Raw genomic sequence first — 14,745 nt, forward strand, 5'->3', positions numbered from 1 at the left:
GCTCGTCCTTCCAGCCGAGCGGTGCTAGGTAGTTGCTCTACTCCGGCTGGTAGCTGCCCGGCACCGGCGCGAAGGACACCCCGAAGCGATTCCAGGCGTTGATGGTCACGATGGCCAGGGTCAGGTTAGCGAGCTGGGCCTCGGTAAAATACTCGCGCGCCTCCTCGAACAACCGCTGCGACACACCCTGAGGCAGCAGCGTATTGGCCTCGGCCCAGGCCAGCGCAGCACGTTCGCGGTCGGTGAAAAACGGCGTTTCGCGCCAAGCGCTCAGGGCATAGATGCGCTGTTCGGTTTCGCCCAGGGCGCGAGCGTCTTTGGTGTGCATGTCGATGCAGAAGGCGCATCCGTTGATCTGCGAGACACGAATCTTCACCAGCTCCATCAGCGGTTTGTCGACGCCATCCTCGCGGCGGCTCTGCCTTGCCAGATAGGTTTCCAGCCCTATCATGGCGGTCATCACGTCAGGTGCGGCGGTCTGGTAGTTCATACGCATGGTGGTCACTCCTCGGTTGAATGTGCAACCCAGGCTACGCAGCCGCCACGCTGCGCTATTGTAGATTTTCGACATCTTTGAGCGCCCGCCATGTCCGCTTCCTTGCACGGCCGCCCGCCCTCCCTGCAGGGCTTCGTCACCCGCCCGCCGAGCCCGGCGCTGGCCGCATACGTCCAGCGTTTCTGGTGGCTGGAAGGCGACGGCTCGCAGATCTATGACGAGCAGATGCTGCACCCGGACGGCGGCAGCGGGCTGATCTTCAACTTCGCTGATCCGCTGCGTTTCGATGGCACCCCGCGAGAGCGACGGGCCCTGATCGCCGGGCCGCAAGTGGCCAGCACCCGGCTGCAGCTGCTCGGCCAGGTCAAGATGATGGGCGTACGTTTTCTTCCCGGCATGGGTGCCCCCGTGTTCGGCATCGGCCTCGACGAACTGACCGGTCTTCACGACGCTGACTGGCCCAGGCTGGCGCTCGCGCATCTGATTGACCAGTTGGCCGAATTGGAACGGGACGCGCAGCAGGCACTGGTTGAACGGGCCCTGCTCGGTCGTCTCGGTGCGCTCCAGGCGCGGCGCACCCCGGTGCAGCAGCTGCTGGAACAGATCGCCACCAACCAGGGCCGGGCGCGGCTGGCGGACCTGCTCCAGACCGTGCCGCTCGGCCACCGCCAGCTGGAACGGCTGTTCCGCTATCAGGTCGGTCTGACGCCCAAGCAATTCAGCCGTATCCAGCGTGTGGCGCTGGTCCGCAACCAGTTACGCGCCGGCCAGCCACTGCTGGATACCGCCATGGTCTGCGGCTACAGCGATCAGGCGCACTTCATCCACGATTTCAAGACGGTGGTCGGCATGACGCCGGGGCAATATCGGGCCCGGGTAAAGATCGCGGAGAGGTAAGACTCCTGGCTCTTCACGCGCCGAATTACCTGTCCACACAGATCGGCATGCCCGCGCCTCACGGTCATCTCAAGCGCATGCGAACGCGGCGGCCATCCAGCTGTGCCGTCCGGCAAAGCCCAGCCGGGGAAGAAGTAAGCTCACAGGCGATGGCAAGATCCGTGGGGTCCTTGTCATTGCGACACGGCCATAGCAGCCGCAGACTGCAGGCATCTTCCTGAGAGGTGCACCATGGACGCCACTCGCACCATTGCCTGCCTGGTTTACCCCGACGTCATGAGCCTGGACGTGACCGGGCCGATGCAGGTGTTTGCATCAGCCAACGTCGAGCGCCAACGACAGGGGTTGGCCGCCCACTATGCGCTGCTGTTGATTGGCGAACAGGCCGGTCCCTTTGCCACTTCCGCGGGGTTCAAGCTGGTTGCGGATGCCCCGTGGGGCAGCATGGATCCCGCGGGATTGGACACGCTGTTGGTTCCGGGAGGCGGTGGCGTACAGGTGCAGATGCACAACCGCTCGCTACTGGACTGGCTTCGCTGTGCCGAACCGCAGATACGCCGTCTGGGCTCGGTATGTTCTGGCGCGCTTATTCTGGCCGAAGCCGGGCTACTCGACGGCCGCAAGGCGACCACTCACTGGGCGGACCTCGCAGCCTTAAGTGAATACAGCACCATTGAGGTACAAGGCGACCGGCTGCATACCTACGACCCGACGGACCGGGAGTCCGCTCACCTGTTCAGCTCGGCCGGCGTCACGGCGGGCATCGACCTGGCACTGGCGCTGATCGAGGCAGACCTTGGGCGCGCGCTGGCCCTCAGAGTGGCGCAACGACTGGTGATGTTTCTGCGCAGGCCAGGCGGGCAGACCCAGTTCAGCCCGATGCTGGCCGCGCCGACCGGTAGCGTGGCCCGCCTCGCCGAACTGCTTGAATGGATTTCCGGACACCTGGGCGAAGACCTGTCCATCGAGGCGTTGGCCGAGCAGGCGCACATCACGCCACGCACCCTGTGCCGACTGTTCAACCTGGAGGTTGGCATGGGCCCTGGGCAGTACGTCGAACGCGTACGGCTCGAGGCGGCCCGCAACCTGTTGCTCGATGCCCAGGCATCGATCGCGACGGTGGCGCGGCTGACCGGATTCGGCCACCCGGAAAACCTCAGGCGCAGCTTCCAGAAGCACCTTGCAGTCGGCCCCGGGATTTCTTCCAGCGCTTCGGCTAGCGCGCCCTCCCAGCTCCCAACTTATCGCTCACGGCAACCCGGCTCATTGCCAGGCTCCGCTGTGCCCGCTTTTCATGACAAGGGCCGACCCCATGCTTCTACTGTTCAGCAACAGCCAGGTACTGCGCCTGTTCATCGCCCAGGCGCTGTTCTGGTCATGCTCGATGACCGGCATCATCCTGACCTCCATTGTCGGCCTGCATCCGGCGCCCGTTGCAGACCTGGCGACCCTGCCGCTTGCAGTGCTGATGCTCGGCGGCCTGCTCGCTCTGCAGCCTATTGCGTGGTTAATGCAGCGCCGCGGCCGCACGATAGGCTTTCTCGTTGGCACCCTGGCCGGCGTGCTGGGCGGTCTGACAAGTGCACTGTCGCTCTGGCTGGACAGCTTCACCCTGCTCTGCCTCGGCGCACTGCCCATCGGCGCGTATCAGGCGTCGGCGATGTATTACCGGTTTGCCGCCATGGAGGCGGTGAGTGAAGCCTTAAGAGGCCGAGCCACAGGATGTGTGATCGGCGGTGGCGTGGTCGCTGCGCTGGCTGCACCCGCGCTTGGCGACGCCGCACGCGGCCTGGTCTCCGTGCCCTTTGCTGGCGCCTATCTGATGATTGCAGCACTGGCTGCGGTGGGATTCTTCATCCTGGCAGGACTAAAGAGCAGCCAGGCTAGCGCACCCGTACCGGCAGCCTCCTCCGCGGTGTCCTGGCGCGACCTCCTTGCCCGGCCAGTGGTGAGAGCTGCCGTGTTGACCACCGCTGCTGGGCACGGGTTGATGATTCTTGTGATGAACGCAACGCCCCTGGCAATGCACGGCGAAGGCATGAACCTGCAGGTTAGCGGCCAGGTGATCCAGTGGCACATGCTGGGCATGTTCCTGCCGGCGTTCATCGCCGGGCCGCTGGTGGACAGGCTGGGTAGCAGGATGGTGGCCTGCCTGGGCGGCGGATTGCTTATCGCGAGCGCGCTGGTCGCCCTGCTCGGTGTCAGCCATCTGCATTTTCTGATCAGCAGCTGCCTGCTCGGTATCGGCTGGAATTTGATGCTGGTGGCCGGCACCACGCAGCTGGGGCAGGGGCACGGGCCGCAGGAACGAGCGCGGGCACAGGGCTTGATGGAACTCTGCAACGGCAGTGTCGCCGCCGTGATGTCATTCGCCTCGGGTGCATTGATCGCGCAGGCGGGGTGGGCCGCGGTGAACATCGGCATGCTGCCGATCGTCGCGCTGGTACTGCTGGTGCAGCTCGCCGAGGCCTATCGGCAACGGCAGCCAGCGTGAGAGGAGCCTGCGGTCGCTGCATATAAGCAAGGTGCGCTAGCTGCGCGGCCGAATCCCATCGAGTATCAGCGCTTGCAAACTCGTCAGCGCTTCTTCAAAAAACACCGGATCGTCCAGCGTCTTACCTGTAACGGCCTCGATCTGCACGCGGAAGTCGGCGTAGTGCTGCGTCGTGGCCCACAGCGAGAAGATCAGGTGACGGGGCTCGACCGGAGCCAGTTTCCCGGCGTCTATCCAGCCCTGAATGACCGCGACCTTGCTCTCGACGAGCTCGCGCAAAGGCTGCTCCAACTCGGCAAGCATCAGCGGCGCGCCCTGCATGACTTCCATGCAGAACAACCGCGACTCAGCAGGATAATCGCGGGAAAGCTCCAGCTTGACGCGCAGGTAGCCCTTTATCGCTTCGATCGGGTCCTGGTCCGCAGCGAATGTCTGCAAGGGCTGCAGCCAGACTTCCAGCAACTGCCGCAAGACGCTGACATAGAGCTCTTCTTTGCTGTCGAAGTAATACAGCAGATTGGTCTTGGAGACGTCGGCCGCGGTGGCAATCTGATCGAGGCTGGTGCCATACAAGCCAAAGCGGGAGAAAAGGCCGAGTGCGGCATCGATGACGGTCGCACGCTTGCTTTCGATCATGCGTGAACGGCGGTCGACTGCGCTGGCGCTGGGCTCGCGTGCCGAGCCTTTTATCTTGGCGGTCTTGCTGGCGGTCAGGCGTCGGCGTGGTGGTACGGGGGTCTGGTCTGTCACATCGCTACCGGTCGGGCTCAAACGGGCCGCTACTGTAGCGCGAGGCGAAGCATGCGCGCAGGAATGCCGACGGTCGACCTTATCGTTGCTCAACGGGCGCAGCGTCAGAGCAGCGCATGGACTGATCTGGCTATACCACGGATCGCTAGGCAGCCTTTCAGGCCGACTCACATTCTGTCCTGCGCCTGTTTCAAACGCTGCGTTCAATCAACTGATCTCCAGCTGGCTGTATAGACACCCCTCATGTTGCACCGCAAAGAGAATGTTATGTTATAACTATCGCACTCAATTCGCTGTGCACCTGCCATGACCGAAGCCGAACTCCTCGCCCTCCCTGCCGACGCCTATATGAACGAGGCTCAGCAAAGTTTCTTTCGTGACTTGCTGCTGCGCCAACGCACGGAGCTGCACGCGCGCATTGCCGAGGAATTTCAGCTGCTGCGCCACTACGAGCCCAGTAGCGACCCATCCGACATCGGCACCACCGAAGAACAGCGCCAGTGGCAGCTGCGGCTGCTGGAAAGGGAAAAGAAGCTGCTCGACAAGATCGACGACTCCCTCGATAGCCTGGCCCGGGGCGACTACGGCTGGTGCGATGAAACCGGCGAGCCCATAGGCCTGAAACGCCTGCTGCTGCGCCCCACTACGACGCTGAGCATCGAAGCCAAAGAGCGCCAAGAACAACGCGAAAAACACCAACGAACCGCCTGAGAGATCGCCATGAATCGCCTCCCCGTCACTGTGCTGTCCGGCTTCCTCGGTGCCGGCAAAAGCACGCTGCTCAATCACATCCTGAAGAACCGTGAAGGTCGCCGCGTCGCGGTCATCGTCAACGACATGAGCGAGATCAACATCGACGGCGCCGAAGTCCAGCGCGACGTCAGCCTCAATCGCGCCGAAGAGAAGCTGGTCGAGATGAGCAACGGCTGTATCTGCTGCACCCTGCGCGAGGACCTGCTCGAAGAGGTCGGCAAGCTCGCCCGCGAGGGTCGCTTCGATTATCTGCTGATCGAATCCACCGGCATTTCCGAGCCGCTGCCGGTGGCCGAGACCTTCACCTTCCGCGACGAGCAGGGTCAGAGCCTCGCCGACCTTGCACGTCTGGACACCATGGTCACGGTAGTCGACGGGGTCAATTTCCTGCGCGACTTCCACGAAGCCGAAAGCCTGGCAAGCCGGGGCGAAACACTGGGCGAGGACGATGAGCGCTCCATCACTGAGCTGCTGATCGAGCAGGTGGAGTTCGCTGACGTCATCCTCATCAGCAAGATCGATCTGATCTCCAGCGCCGAGCGCGAGGAGCTCATCGCGATCCTGGGCCGCCTGAACACCCATGCCGAAATCCTGCCCATGAGCATGGGCAATGTGGCGCTGGCAAAGATCCTCGATACCGGCCGCTTCGATTTCGAGCGGGCCGCCCAGGCGCCGGGCTGGCTCAAGGAAATGCGCGGCGAGCACGTCCCCGAGACCGAGGAATATGGCATTGCCTCGACGGCCTACCTCGCGCGGCGCCCCTTCCACCCGCAGCGCTTTCACAACTTCCTAAGCCGCGAATGGACAAATGGCCGCCTGCTTCGCTCGAAGGGCTATTTCTGGTTGGCCAGTCGTCCGCAGGAAGCCGGCAGCTGGTCCCAGGCCGGCGGGCTGATGCGCTACGACTATGCAGGGCGCTGGTGGCGATTCACACCCGAGGCCCAGTGGCCGGAAGACGAAGCGTCACGCGTCGCGATCCAGCAAAAATGGACCGACGAATGCGGTGATTGCCGACAGGAATTGGTGTTCATCGGCCAGAACATCGACTTTCACCGCCTGCGCGCAGAACTCGACACCTGCCTGCTAAGCGACTACGAATGGAACCTTGGCCCCGAGCACTGGTTGCGCATGGATGATCCCTTCGCTCCCTGGCTCGAGGAGGTCGCATGATACTGGCGAGACAGTTGGCCTGGGGATCACCGCAGCAGGTGTTTGGCGAGACTCCTGCCGTACTCGCCGATGCGCTGATCGATGGTGTCAACCTCGCGGCCTGGCAACGTCAGTTACCGTCTCCAATCGACCAGTTCGCCGGGGCGCTGCGGGCGCTGGAAGAGCCCTTTTCCGAATCACTGACCGTCGAGCCAGACGCAAGCGGCACCGTATCGATGCCATCGTTGGCGGCAGCCTACCGTGGCATCACCGGTCACAGCGAATTCGTCGCCGATGTAGCGTGGCTTGTCAGCGCCTTCACGTGCCTGCTTGGAACACGGCGCATCGGGGTGCGCCTGCGTGTGTTGGACAAGCCCATGTGCCCGCGCTTCCATGTCGATCACGTGCCGCTGCGGTTGATCACCACCTATGCCGGCCCCGGCAGCGAGTGGTTGCACGAAGGTGCCATGCCGCGTCACCGTCTGGGCGAGCCGGCCGCTGAACCGCATGACAGCCGAGACATTCAGCAACTGCTAGCAGGTGAGGTCGCGCTCTTCAAAGGCGAGAAATGGACCGGAAACGAAGGCGCCGGCATCATCCACCGGTCACCGCTGACCTCTCCGGCAAACAAGCGGCTGATCCTGACGCTCGATTGGCTGGCATGAAAAAGGGCCGACAGCTGCGCTAATCGGCCCTTGGGGATGTAGCTCATTTCGATCAGGCAGCCATCTTTTCACACTCTTCGGCGCACTTGCGGCAGGCTTCGGCGCAGGCCTGGCAGTGGTCCATCTGATGGCTACCGCACTCTTCGTCGCACTCGCGGCAGGCCTGAGCACAGATACGGCACATCTCTTTGGCCAACTTGCTGTCGCGTGCCATCAGCGTGGCGGCGAGTGCGCAAAGGTCGGCGCAGTCGCGGTCGAGCTCGATGCAGCGAGCCATCATCTTGACGTCGTCTTCGCGCAGGCATGAAGCGGCGCAGGTTTCGCATACGATGGCGCAGTTGGAACAGGCCTGAATGCAAGCCTCGTACTTGGAATTAAGCATTGGGGTTCCTCCAAGGTCGATGTTCGCGAAATGGGTGAGAGCGAATCGCCCCCTTCATACAGTTCGTGCCGGGTACACCGCTCGAAGTTCAGTTTGATCGACCCAATGGTCCATTCACCCCACAGCGCGTTGCGCATCGGGTCCCCGCTCGGCTGCGGTCATCGCTACAATTCCCGATCCCTTTGCCAGTTCCGCGATGCACATGACCTCCACCCTCGCCGCACCTTGCGAATATCAAGAAACCATCCGCAAGAGCCGCTTCCTGGCCAAGGCTGCGCCCGTGTCCAGTGCCGAGGAGGCTCAGGCTTTCATCCAGGCGGTCAGCGACGCCAGCGCCACGCATAACTGCTGGGCGTGGAAGGTTGGCAATCAGTACCGATTCAGTGATGACGGCGAGCCCGGCGGAACGGCCGGGCGACCCATGCTGACCGCGATCGAAGGGCAGGAGTGCGACCAGGTGGTGGTGGTAGTGATTCGCTGGTTCGGCGGCATCCAGCTGGGAACCGGCGGCCTGGCACGTGCTTACGGCGGCTCGGCGGCGAAATGCCTGCAGACTGGCGAGCGCGTAGAGCTGGTCGCCCGGGTTCGCTGCAGCTGTCATTGCCGCTTTGCCGAGCTGGCGCTGCTCAAGTCGCGCCTGAGCGACTTTGACGCATTGATCGACAGCGAAACCTTCGACGCGGAAGGCGCCGAGCTGCAGCTGGCCTTCCCCGCAGCGCAACAACCCCAGGTGCAGAAACTCCTGTCCGACATCAGCCGTGGCCGCTCGGAACTGCACCCGCTTGACCCTTGAGCATCGTTCCCCGTTGAACTGCGCGATATCAGAGAAGTCCCTATAACAGCGGCACTTGCCGTTGGGTCGGCGCATTCATGCGTACGTGCCCCAACACAAACGAGTGGAAGTGCCGAGACACGCATTCCGCTGCGAAACAGGAGTCTGATGAATGAAAAGCAAATATAAGTGGCTGATCCCCGGCGCCGTACTGCTCACCACCCTAGGGATGGCAGGCTGCGACGTCGAAAAAACCGAAGAAGGCTCGCTCCCAGACGTTGAAGTCGAAGGCGGCAACATGCCGGAATATGACGTGGATGCGCCAGAAGTGGACGTAGGCACCAAGGAAAAGACCGTCACAGTGCCTGATGTCGATGTCACCATGCCCGACGACGACGAGCCGGACGTAGGTGAACCCGTGGAGCCACGCGCACCCGCCCCCACTCAGAACTGACAGATAGTAGAGGCGTGCGCCTTATCGGCGCGCCTGCACTCGAAAGCCACGCTGCCCCAGGCAAGCGTGGCTTTTTTTTCGTCCGCAGGTTGTCCACCGTTCGTGTGCATCACATTGTGGATAACACTGGGAACAATGCGGCAAACCCAACGGCGACGCGGCCTGGGCACCTTCGTTCATTTTTTAACCGAAACGCTTTAGCAGCCCGTCGAGATGCGAAAAACCATTGATTCGCAAGCATTTTTTACGCTTCAAATCAGCTTGGACGGATGATTTCACGTCGCCACCACGCATCTGTTTGGTTATCCGCAGAACAGGTGGACAAGATTGTGGATAACCGTTGGGCTGAGCGCGCTTAACCGCGCCCGCTCTCGCTTCGACGACCTTGCTCATTTTTTGCACAGCTCTTACGGCACGTGACGAACTGAGCGTGCAACGCGGTGACATAAATCCATAAGCGGAAAAACGGTGGGCTGAAGCCCACCCTACCCGCAGCGGCTGGCATCTGACCCTGGGGTCAATCCGGCCAGCGTGATTAAATGCGCCTTTTCCAGATGGGGAATCTCTCATGTACGACTGGCTAAACGCCCTACCGAAAGCCGAGCTTCATCTGCACCTCGAAGGCTCACTCGAACCCGAGCTGTTGTTTCGCCTGGCTGAACGCAACAAGATCGCCCTGCCCTGGGATAACGTCGATGCGCTGCGCAGCGCCTATAACTTCGGCAACCTGCAAGAGTTCCTCGATCTCTACTACGCCGGCGCCGATGTGCTGCGCACCGAGCAGGACTTCTATGACCTGACCTGGGCGTACCTGCAGAAGTGCGAAGAGCAGAACGTCGTGCACACCGAGCCCTTCTACGATCCGCAGACTCACACTGATCGCGGCATCCCGTTCGAGGTCGCGATGCGCGGCATCAGTGGCGCGCTGGCCGATGGTCGCGAGCTGCTCGGCATCAGCAGCGGCCTGATCCTGAGCTTCCTGCGTCATCTGCCGGAAGAGGAAGCCTTCAAGACGCTGGAACAGGCGATGCCTTTCCGTGATGCCTTCTTCGCGGTTGGCCTGGACAGTTCCGAAATGGGACATCCACCGAGCAAGTTCGAGCGAGTCTTCGCCAAGGCCCGCGCTGAAGGTTTCCTCGCCGTCGCCCATGCCGGCGAAGAAGGCCCGCCGGAATACATCTGGGAAGCGCTGGACCTGCTCAAGGTCAGCCGCATCGACCACGGCGTGCGTGCATCAGAGGACCCGAAATTGATTGAACGGCTGATCGCCGAGCAGATTCCGCTTACGGTCTGCCCGCTGTCGAACACCAAGCTCTGCGTGTTCGATGACATGAGCCAACACAACATCCTGCAGATGCTGGAACAGGGCGTGAAGGTGACGGTGAACTCCGACGATCCGGCCTACTTCGGCGGCTACGTAACGGAGAACTTCATGGCACTGCATGAAAGCCTGGGCATGACCGAGGGTCAGGCTCGCCGGCTGGCACAGAACAGCCTCGACGCCCGCCTGGCCAAGTGATCGATAAGGGCCGCCGTGCGCGGCCCGTCAAGGGGCGAACGGCGCCAGCTGGATCAGCCTCTGGCATCGCTCAACCAGGTGCTCGCGTAACAGCCGCACCCGTTCGCCCAAATGTGCACGATGGGCACAGATCAGGTTCAGCGGCGTCGGCTCGCCCAGCAGCTCCGGCAACAGCACCACCAGTCGCTCCGACTGCACATCCTGAGCGATGTCCAGCCAGGATTTATACACCACGCCCCGCCCGGCCAGCGCCCAGCGGCGCACCACATCGGCATCGTCGCTGACGCGATCACCGCTCACCAGCTGCTCCAGCTCGCGGCGGCGGTCGTCGAGAAAGCACCAGCGCTCATGCACCCGCCCGGCCAACATGAATCGCAGACAATTATGGTCGACGAGATCGGCCAGCGTGCGCGGCGATCCATGTGCCGCCAGGTAGCCCGGCGAAGCGCAGAGCACGCGCCGATTGGCCGCCGCCACCGGGACCGCCACCAGGCTGGAATCTTCCGGCTGGCCATAGCGCAGCGCGATATCGACCGACTGCCGAAACAGGTCGGCATTGCGATCCGCCAATAACAGTCGAAGGCTCAAGAGCGGGTGCTGCAGCTGGAACTCGTCCAGCCAGGGCAGCAGCACATTGCGGCCGAAATCTGACGGCGCTGACAGCTGCAGCGTGCCACTGATAGTCGCTTTACCGCCCGCAAGCAGTTGTTGACCCTCGACCAGGCTCTGCAAGGCCGAACGCGCATGGGGCAAATAGAGCTCGCCTTCGCCCGTCAGCCTCAGGCTCCGGGTCGAACGCACCAGCAAGCGGCAACCCAATTGCGCTTCCAGTCGCTTGAGCGCCGCACTGGCCACGGCCGGCGACAATTCCAGCTGCCGAGCAGCGGCCGATAGGCTCCCCAGTTCAGCGGTCAGCACGAATACCTGTAGGTCATCGCTACGCAGCATTTTCAATATTCCATTGAAAGAGTCTCTGCGAAATATGCGGTTTTTCATCGCAGCGCGAAAGCCGAACATGGCGGTATTCAATTCTCAGCTCTAGAAGGAGACTCACGATGAAAGCCATCGGCTACCAACACTCCCTGCCAGTCGACGACGTGAATTCACTGATCGACATCGAACTGCCTGATCCCACACCCGGCCCGCGCGACCTGCTGGTCGAGGTCCGCGCCATTTCGGTGAACCCGGTGGATACCAAGATCCGCATGCGCGTGCAGCCGGAAGCCGGTCAATATCAGGTGCTCGGCTGGGATGTCGCCGGCGTGGTGCGCGCGGTAGGCAGCGAAGTCACCCTCTTCCAGCCCGGCGATGAGGTGTTCTATGCCGGCGCGCTGGACCGCCCCGGCGCCAACAGCGAGCTGCATCGGGTAGACGAGCGCATCGTCGGCCGTAAGCCCGCAACACTGGATTTCGCGGCTGCAGCGGCGCTGCCGCTGACGTCGATCACCGCCTGGGAACTGCTGTTCGAGCGTTTGGAAATCAGCGAAAGCAAAGATGAGCGTGACCAGCGTCTACTCATTGTCGGTGCAGCAGGAGGTGTCGGTTCGATCATGACGCAGCTGGCGCGCCAGCTGACCGGACTGAAGGTAATCGGCACGGCCTCGCGCAGCGAAACCCAGGACTGGGTGCGAGAGCTGGGCGCTCATGAAGTGATCGATCACAGCCAGCCACTGGCCGCCGAGCTGCAACGAGTGGGCATCGCCGACGTCACCCACGTTGCCAGCCTGACCCACACCGACGTGCATCTGGCGCAGATCGTCGAGGCGTTGCAGCCTCAAGGGCGCCTGGCCTTGATCGACGATCCGGCAAGCCTCGACATCAGCCTGCTCAAGCGCAAGAGCCTGTCGCTGCACTGGGAGTTCATGTACACCCGTTCGCTGTACCAGACGCCGGACATGATCGCCCAGCACGAGTTGCTCAACCGGGTCGCCGAGCTGATCGACAGCGGCGTACTCAAAACCACGCTGGGTGAGCACTACGGCACGATCAACGCCAAAAATCTGCGTCGCGCCCATGGCTTCATCGAAAGCGGCAAAGCCAAGGGCAAGATCGTCCTCGAAGGCTTCTGACCTCTGGTCGGCTGGCGTGCCGCCTCAGGACGAGGCGGCCTCCTGGTTGGGCTGCGAAATCGCGATCTGGCCGGTGTACCAGGCCAGACACGCCGCCAGGCCAGCACACACCGTGATCGCCAGGGCCATCGGCACCGCGGTGCCGTTATGCATCCAACCCACCGCTGCCGATGCAAAGGCAGCGACGCAAAACTGCATGCTGCCCATCAAGGCCGACGCCAGCCCCGCCTGCTTGCCCTGCTTTGCCATGGCACAAGCAGTCGCGTTGGGCAGGATGCTGCCAAGGCTCGCCAGCCCGGCGAACAAGGGGATCAGCAACGGCCACAGCGCATCGGGCTCGCTCAGCGCGATCACCAACAGCGCCGCGCCGCAAGCGAAGTAGAACCAAACCAGGCGCCTTAACCAGAAACCCGGACCGCGCAAGCGCAACAGCCGTGCATTGATCTGCGAAACGAGGATGAATCCAGCCGCATTGCTGCCGAACAGCCATCCGTAGTGCTCGGCCGGAACCCCATAAAGCTCGATGAAGACGAAGGGCGACCCGGCGATATAGGCAAACATGCCCGCCATGGCTACACCGCCGGAGAGCGCGAAGGCGATGAATTCGCCGTCACGAAACAAGGCGACGTAGCGCCCGAAGGTTCCGCTCAGAGCGTGTTTGGGCGCATCAGCCGGCAAGGTCTCCGGCAGCCGCATCGCGACTGCAACGCCGCACAGCGCACTGAATATCGTCAGCGAGACGAAGATCGCCTGCCAGCCAAAGACGTTCATCAACAGCCCACCCGCCAGTGGTGCGAGGATCGGCGCCAGCCCCATCACCAGCATCAGTTGGGAAAAGACTTTGGCGCCCTGGACCGGATCGCAGCTGTCACGCACAACCGCGCGGGTCACCACGATGCCTGCACAGCCACCCAGCGCCTGGACGAAACGCGCGGCGATCAGCCAGTCCAGCGACGGCGCGAACGCGCACGCCAGCGACGCCAGAGTAAACAGCGTCACGCCCACCAACAGCGGCCAACGCCGGCCATACCGATCCGCCAGGGGCCCATAGATCAGCTGACCAAGGGCCAGGCCGATGAAGTAAGCCGCCAGCGACAGCTGGACGTGTTCCACGTCTGTGGCAAAAGCGCGCGCAATCGAGGGAAACGCGGGTAGATAGAAGTCGATGGCCAGCGGGCCAAAGGCGCTAAGAGCGCCCAGGATGAGCAAAATCGGAAGGGGCATGGAGAGAACTCGCGAAGCGGAAAAAGCCGAAGCGTCAACGCGCAGGGAAGCCGCAGTAGAGATCGATCATTTACAGAGAAGGTCAGATGCTGTTACATACACAGACGATTGTAAACATCCAAAGTTGCAGAAGTTGAAGGACAAACTCCGCATAGCCCGCCCGCCAAGGCCTTAATCAATGCAGCGTCAGGCTGCCGTAGCTCTCACATGCGAAGAACCAAAGAAGACGCCGAAAAGACCCGTATCGCCCTGCTCGCCTCTGCCGAGCGGCTATTTCTCGACAAGGGTGTGGCGCATACCAGCCTGGATCAGATTGCCCGCGACGCCGGGGTGACTCGCGGCGCTGTGTATTGGCATTTCCAGAACAAGGCACATCTGTTTCATGAAATGCTCAACCAGGTTCGCCTGCCGCCGGAGCAAATGGCCGAGCGACTCTGCAGTTGCACCCAGCAGCAGCCGTTGCGAGCGCTGCATGAACTCTGCATCGAAGGCATCAGTGCACTGGGCCGGGACGAGCAGAAGCGCCGCGTGATGACCATTCTCCTGCACCGCTGCGAATTCACGGAAGAACTGCGCGAAGCGGAAGAACGCCACCACGCGTTCATCAATCTGTTTATCGAGCTATGCGAGAAACTGCTGGAGAGTGCCGCCGACAGTCTCTATCCAGGCATCACGCCAAAACTGGCCGCGCGCACCTTGCACGCGCTGATCGTCGGTGTGTTCAGCGACTGGACCCGTGATCCGACCCTGTTCGATCCGGAAAAGGATTGCGCCGCCCTGATCGACCCGGTGTTCCGTGGCCTGGTGAAGGACTGGGACAGTTCCGTCGCCCACTGACCTATCGCATAAAAACGCGGCAGCACCGGCTGCCGCGTATCGCGTCACTGGACCTGATAGCCCTCTTCTTCAATGGCCTCGCGGATAGCCGCCTCGTCCAGCCCACCCTCCACTCGCACCACACCTGCCTCAAGATCGACATCAACCTTGGCACTGGGATCTCGGGACTGAATCGCCTGGGTCACGGCGCGCTGGCAATGCGCGCAAGTCATGCCTGTCACGTTGAACGTCTGCATCAGGTGCTCCTCTCGTTTATTGACAACTTCAGCATGCTCAACCTTGCC

At 62.3% G+C, this 14,745-nt stretch carries 17 protein-coding genes and 1 pseudogene; 11 read left to right on the plus strand and 7 right to left on the minus strand.

Annotated features, from left to right (window positions below):
- Positions 1 to 37: 37 nt before the first annotated feature.
- On the minus strand, positions 38 to 496 hold the full coding sequence (locus ACQKIK_RS07145; RefSeq protein ID WP_045424553.1) for a carboxymuconolactone decarboxylase family protein: 459 nt from the start codon (positions 494 to 496) through the stop codon (positions 38 to 40).
- A gap of 90 nt (positions 497 to 586) precedes the next feature.
- Between ACQKIK_RS07145 and ACQKIK_RS07150 the strand changes: the two genes are divergently transcribed.
- The 3 genes and pseudogenes from ACQKIK_RS07150 to ACQKIK_RS07160 all read left to right on the plus strand — a co-directional run bounded on the left by ACQKIK_RS07150 (position 587) and on the right by ACQKIK_RS07160 (position 3,887).
- Positions 587 to 1,393, plus strand: a complete 807-nt coding sequence (locus tag ACQKIK_RS07150) for a helix-turn-helix domain-containing protein (protein ID WP_045424551.1) — start codon at positions 587 to 589, stop codon at positions 1,391 to 1,393.
- A gap of 300 nt (positions 1,394 to 1,693) precedes the next feature.
- A pseudogene (locus ACQKIK_RS07155) lies at positions 1,694 to 2,527 on the plus strand (GlxA family transcriptional regulator); the annotation flags it as partial.
- A gap of 178 nt (positions 2,528 to 2,705) precedes the next feature.
- On the plus strand, positions 2,706 to 3,887 hold the full coding sequence (locus ACQKIK_RS07160; protein ID WP_499135382.1) for an MFS transporter: 1,182 nt from the start codon (positions 2,706 to 2,708) through the stop codon (positions 3,885 to 3,887).
- 36 nt (positions 3,888 to 3,923) lie between these two features.
- Here ACQKIK_RS07160 and rutR read toward each other — a convergent pair whose 3' ends face one another.
- Positions 3,924 to 4,601, minus strand: a complete 678-nt coding sequence (gene rutR, locus ACQKIK_RS07165; RefSeq protein ID WP_499135881.1) for an HTH-type transcriptional regulator RutR — start codon at positions 4,599 to 4,601, stop codon at positions 3,924 to 3,926.
- Between the two features lie 342 nt (positions 4,602 to 4,943).
- Here rutR and dksA point away from each other — a divergent pair, with 342 nt between their 5' ends.
- The 3 genes from dksA to ACQKIK_RS07180 are packed head-to-tail and all read left to right on the plus strand — an operon-like array spanning position 4,944 to position 7,204.
- On the plus strand, positions 4,944 to 5,348 hold the full coding sequence (gene dksA / locus ACQKIK_RS07170) for an RNA polymerase-binding protein DksA (protein WP_499135385.1): 405 nt from the start codon (positions 4,944 to 4,946) through the stop codon (positions 5,346 to 5,348).
- 9 nt (positions 5,349 to 5,357) lie between these two features.
- The gene (zigA, locus tag ACQKIK_RS07175) at positions 5,358 to 6,560 is read left to right on the plus strand and encodes a zinc metallochaperone GTPase ZigA (protein ID WP_499135387.1); all 1,203 of its coding nucleotides are present in this window, start codon (positions 5,358 to 5,360) and stop codon (positions 6,558 to 6,560) included.
- A complete protein-coding gene (locus tag ACQKIK_RS07180; protein WP_499135882.1) occupies positions 6,560 to 7,204 on the plus strand; it encodes a DUF1826 domain-containing protein in 645 nt (214 codons plus the stop codon). The genes zigA and ACQKIK_RS07180 overlap by 1 nt, the downstream gene beginning before the upstream one ends.
- Before the next feature lie 52 nt (positions 7,205 to 7,256).
- On the opposite strand, the gene ACQKIK_RS07185 is transcribed toward ACQKIK_RS07180, so the two are convergent.
- The gene (locus ACQKIK_RS07185) at positions 7,257 to 7,586 is read right to left on the minus strand and encodes a four-helix bundle copper-binding protein (RefSeq protein WP_499135389.1); all 330 of its coding nucleotides are present in this window, start codon (positions 7,584 to 7,586) and stop codon (positions 7,257 to 7,259) included.
- A gap of 202 nt (positions 7,587 to 7,788) precedes the next feature.
- On the opposite strand from ACQKIK_RS07185, the gene ACQKIK_RS07190 reads away from it, so the two are divergent.
- Both ACQKIK_RS07190 and ACQKIK_RS07195 read left to right on the plus strand, forming a co-directional pair.
- Positions 7,789 to 8,379 (plus strand): IMPACT family protein, encoded by a 591-nt coding sequence (locus ACQKIK_RS07190; RefSeq protein ID WP_499135391.1) that lies wholly within the window; start codon positions 7,789 to 7,791, stop codon positions 8,377 to 8,379.
- Between the two features lie 151 nt (positions 8,380 to 8,530).
- Positions 8,531 to 8,812, plus strand: coding sequence for a hypothetical protein (locus ACQKIK_RS07195; protein ID WP_499135392.1), 282 nt, complete (start codon positions 8,531 to 8,533; stop codon positions 8,810 to 8,812).
- Positions 8,813 to 8,995: 183 nt separating this feature from the next.
- Here the strand turns inward: ACQKIK_RS07195 and ACQKIK_RS07200 are convergent, their stop codons facing one another.
- Complete coding sequence (locus ACQKIK_RS07200) at positions 8,996 to 9,205, minus strand: hypothetical protein (protein ID WP_499135394.1); 210 nt, start codon at positions 9,203 to 9,205, stop codon at positions 8,996 to 8,998.
- A 175-nt stretch (positions 9,206 to 9,380) separates the two neighbouring features.
- Here ACQKIK_RS07200 and ACQKIK_RS07205 point away from each other — a divergent pair, with 175 nt between their 5' ends.
- Entirely contained in the window at positions 9,381 to 10,331 is a 951-nt protein-coding gene (locus ACQKIK_RS07205) for an adenosine deaminase (RefSeq protein ID WP_499135396.1), read from the plus strand.
- Positions 10,332 to 10,358: 27 nt separating this feature from the next.
- On the opposite strand, the gene ACQKIK_RS07210 is transcribed toward ACQKIK_RS07205, so the two are convergent.
- On the minus strand, positions 10,359 to 11,279 hold the full coding sequence (locus ACQKIK_RS07210) for a LysR family transcriptional regulator (RefSeq protein WP_499135398.1): 921 nt from the start codon (positions 11,277 to 11,279) through the stop codon (positions 10,359 to 10,361).
- 107 nt (positions 11,280 to 11,386) lie between these two features.
- Between ACQKIK_RS07210 and ACQKIK_RS07215 the strand changes: the two genes are divergently transcribed.
- Positions 11,387 to 12,400, plus strand: a complete 1,014-nt coding sequence (locus ACQKIK_RS07215; RefSeq protein WP_499135400.1) for a zinc-binding alcohol dehydrogenase family protein — start codon at positions 11,387 to 11,389, stop codon at positions 12,398 to 12,400.
- A gap of 24 nt (positions 12,401 to 12,424) precedes the next feature.
- On the opposite strand, the gene ACQKIK_RS07220 is transcribed toward ACQKIK_RS07215, so the two are convergent.
- Positions 12,425 to 13,624 (minus strand): Bcr/CflA family multidrug efflux MFS transporter, encoded by a 1,200-nt coding sequence (locus ACQKIK_RS07220; protein WP_499135402.1) that lies wholly within the window; start codon positions 13,622 to 13,624, stop codon positions 12,425 to 12,427.
- A 207-nt stretch (positions 13,625 to 13,831) separates the two neighbouring features.
- Here ACQKIK_RS07220 and ACQKIK_RS07225 point away from each other — a divergent pair, with 207 nt between their 5' ends.
- Positions 13,832 to 14,461: a TetR family transcriptional regulator gene (locus ACQKIK_RS07225; protein WP_045424521.1), complete on the plus strand. Its 630-nt coding sequence runs from the start codon at positions 13,832 to 13,834 to the stop codon at positions 14,459 to 14,461.
- A gap of 44 nt (positions 14,462 to 14,505) precedes the next feature.
- Here the strand turns inward: ACQKIK_RS07225 and ACQKIK_RS07230 are convergent, their stop codons facing one another.
- Positions 14,506 to 14,697 (minus strand): heavy-metal-associated domain-containing protein, encoded by a 192-nt coding sequence (locus ACQKIK_RS07230; protein ID WP_045424518.1) that lies wholly within the window; start codon positions 14,695 to 14,697, stop codon positions 14,506 to 14,508.
- Positions 14,698 to 14,745: the final 48 nt, after the last annotated feature.

Source organism: Pseudomonas sp. NPDC047961 (assembly GCF_050272435.1).
Classification (GTDB): Bacteria; Pseudomonadota; Gammaproteobacteria; order Pseudomonadales; family Pseudomonadaceae; genus Stutzerimonas.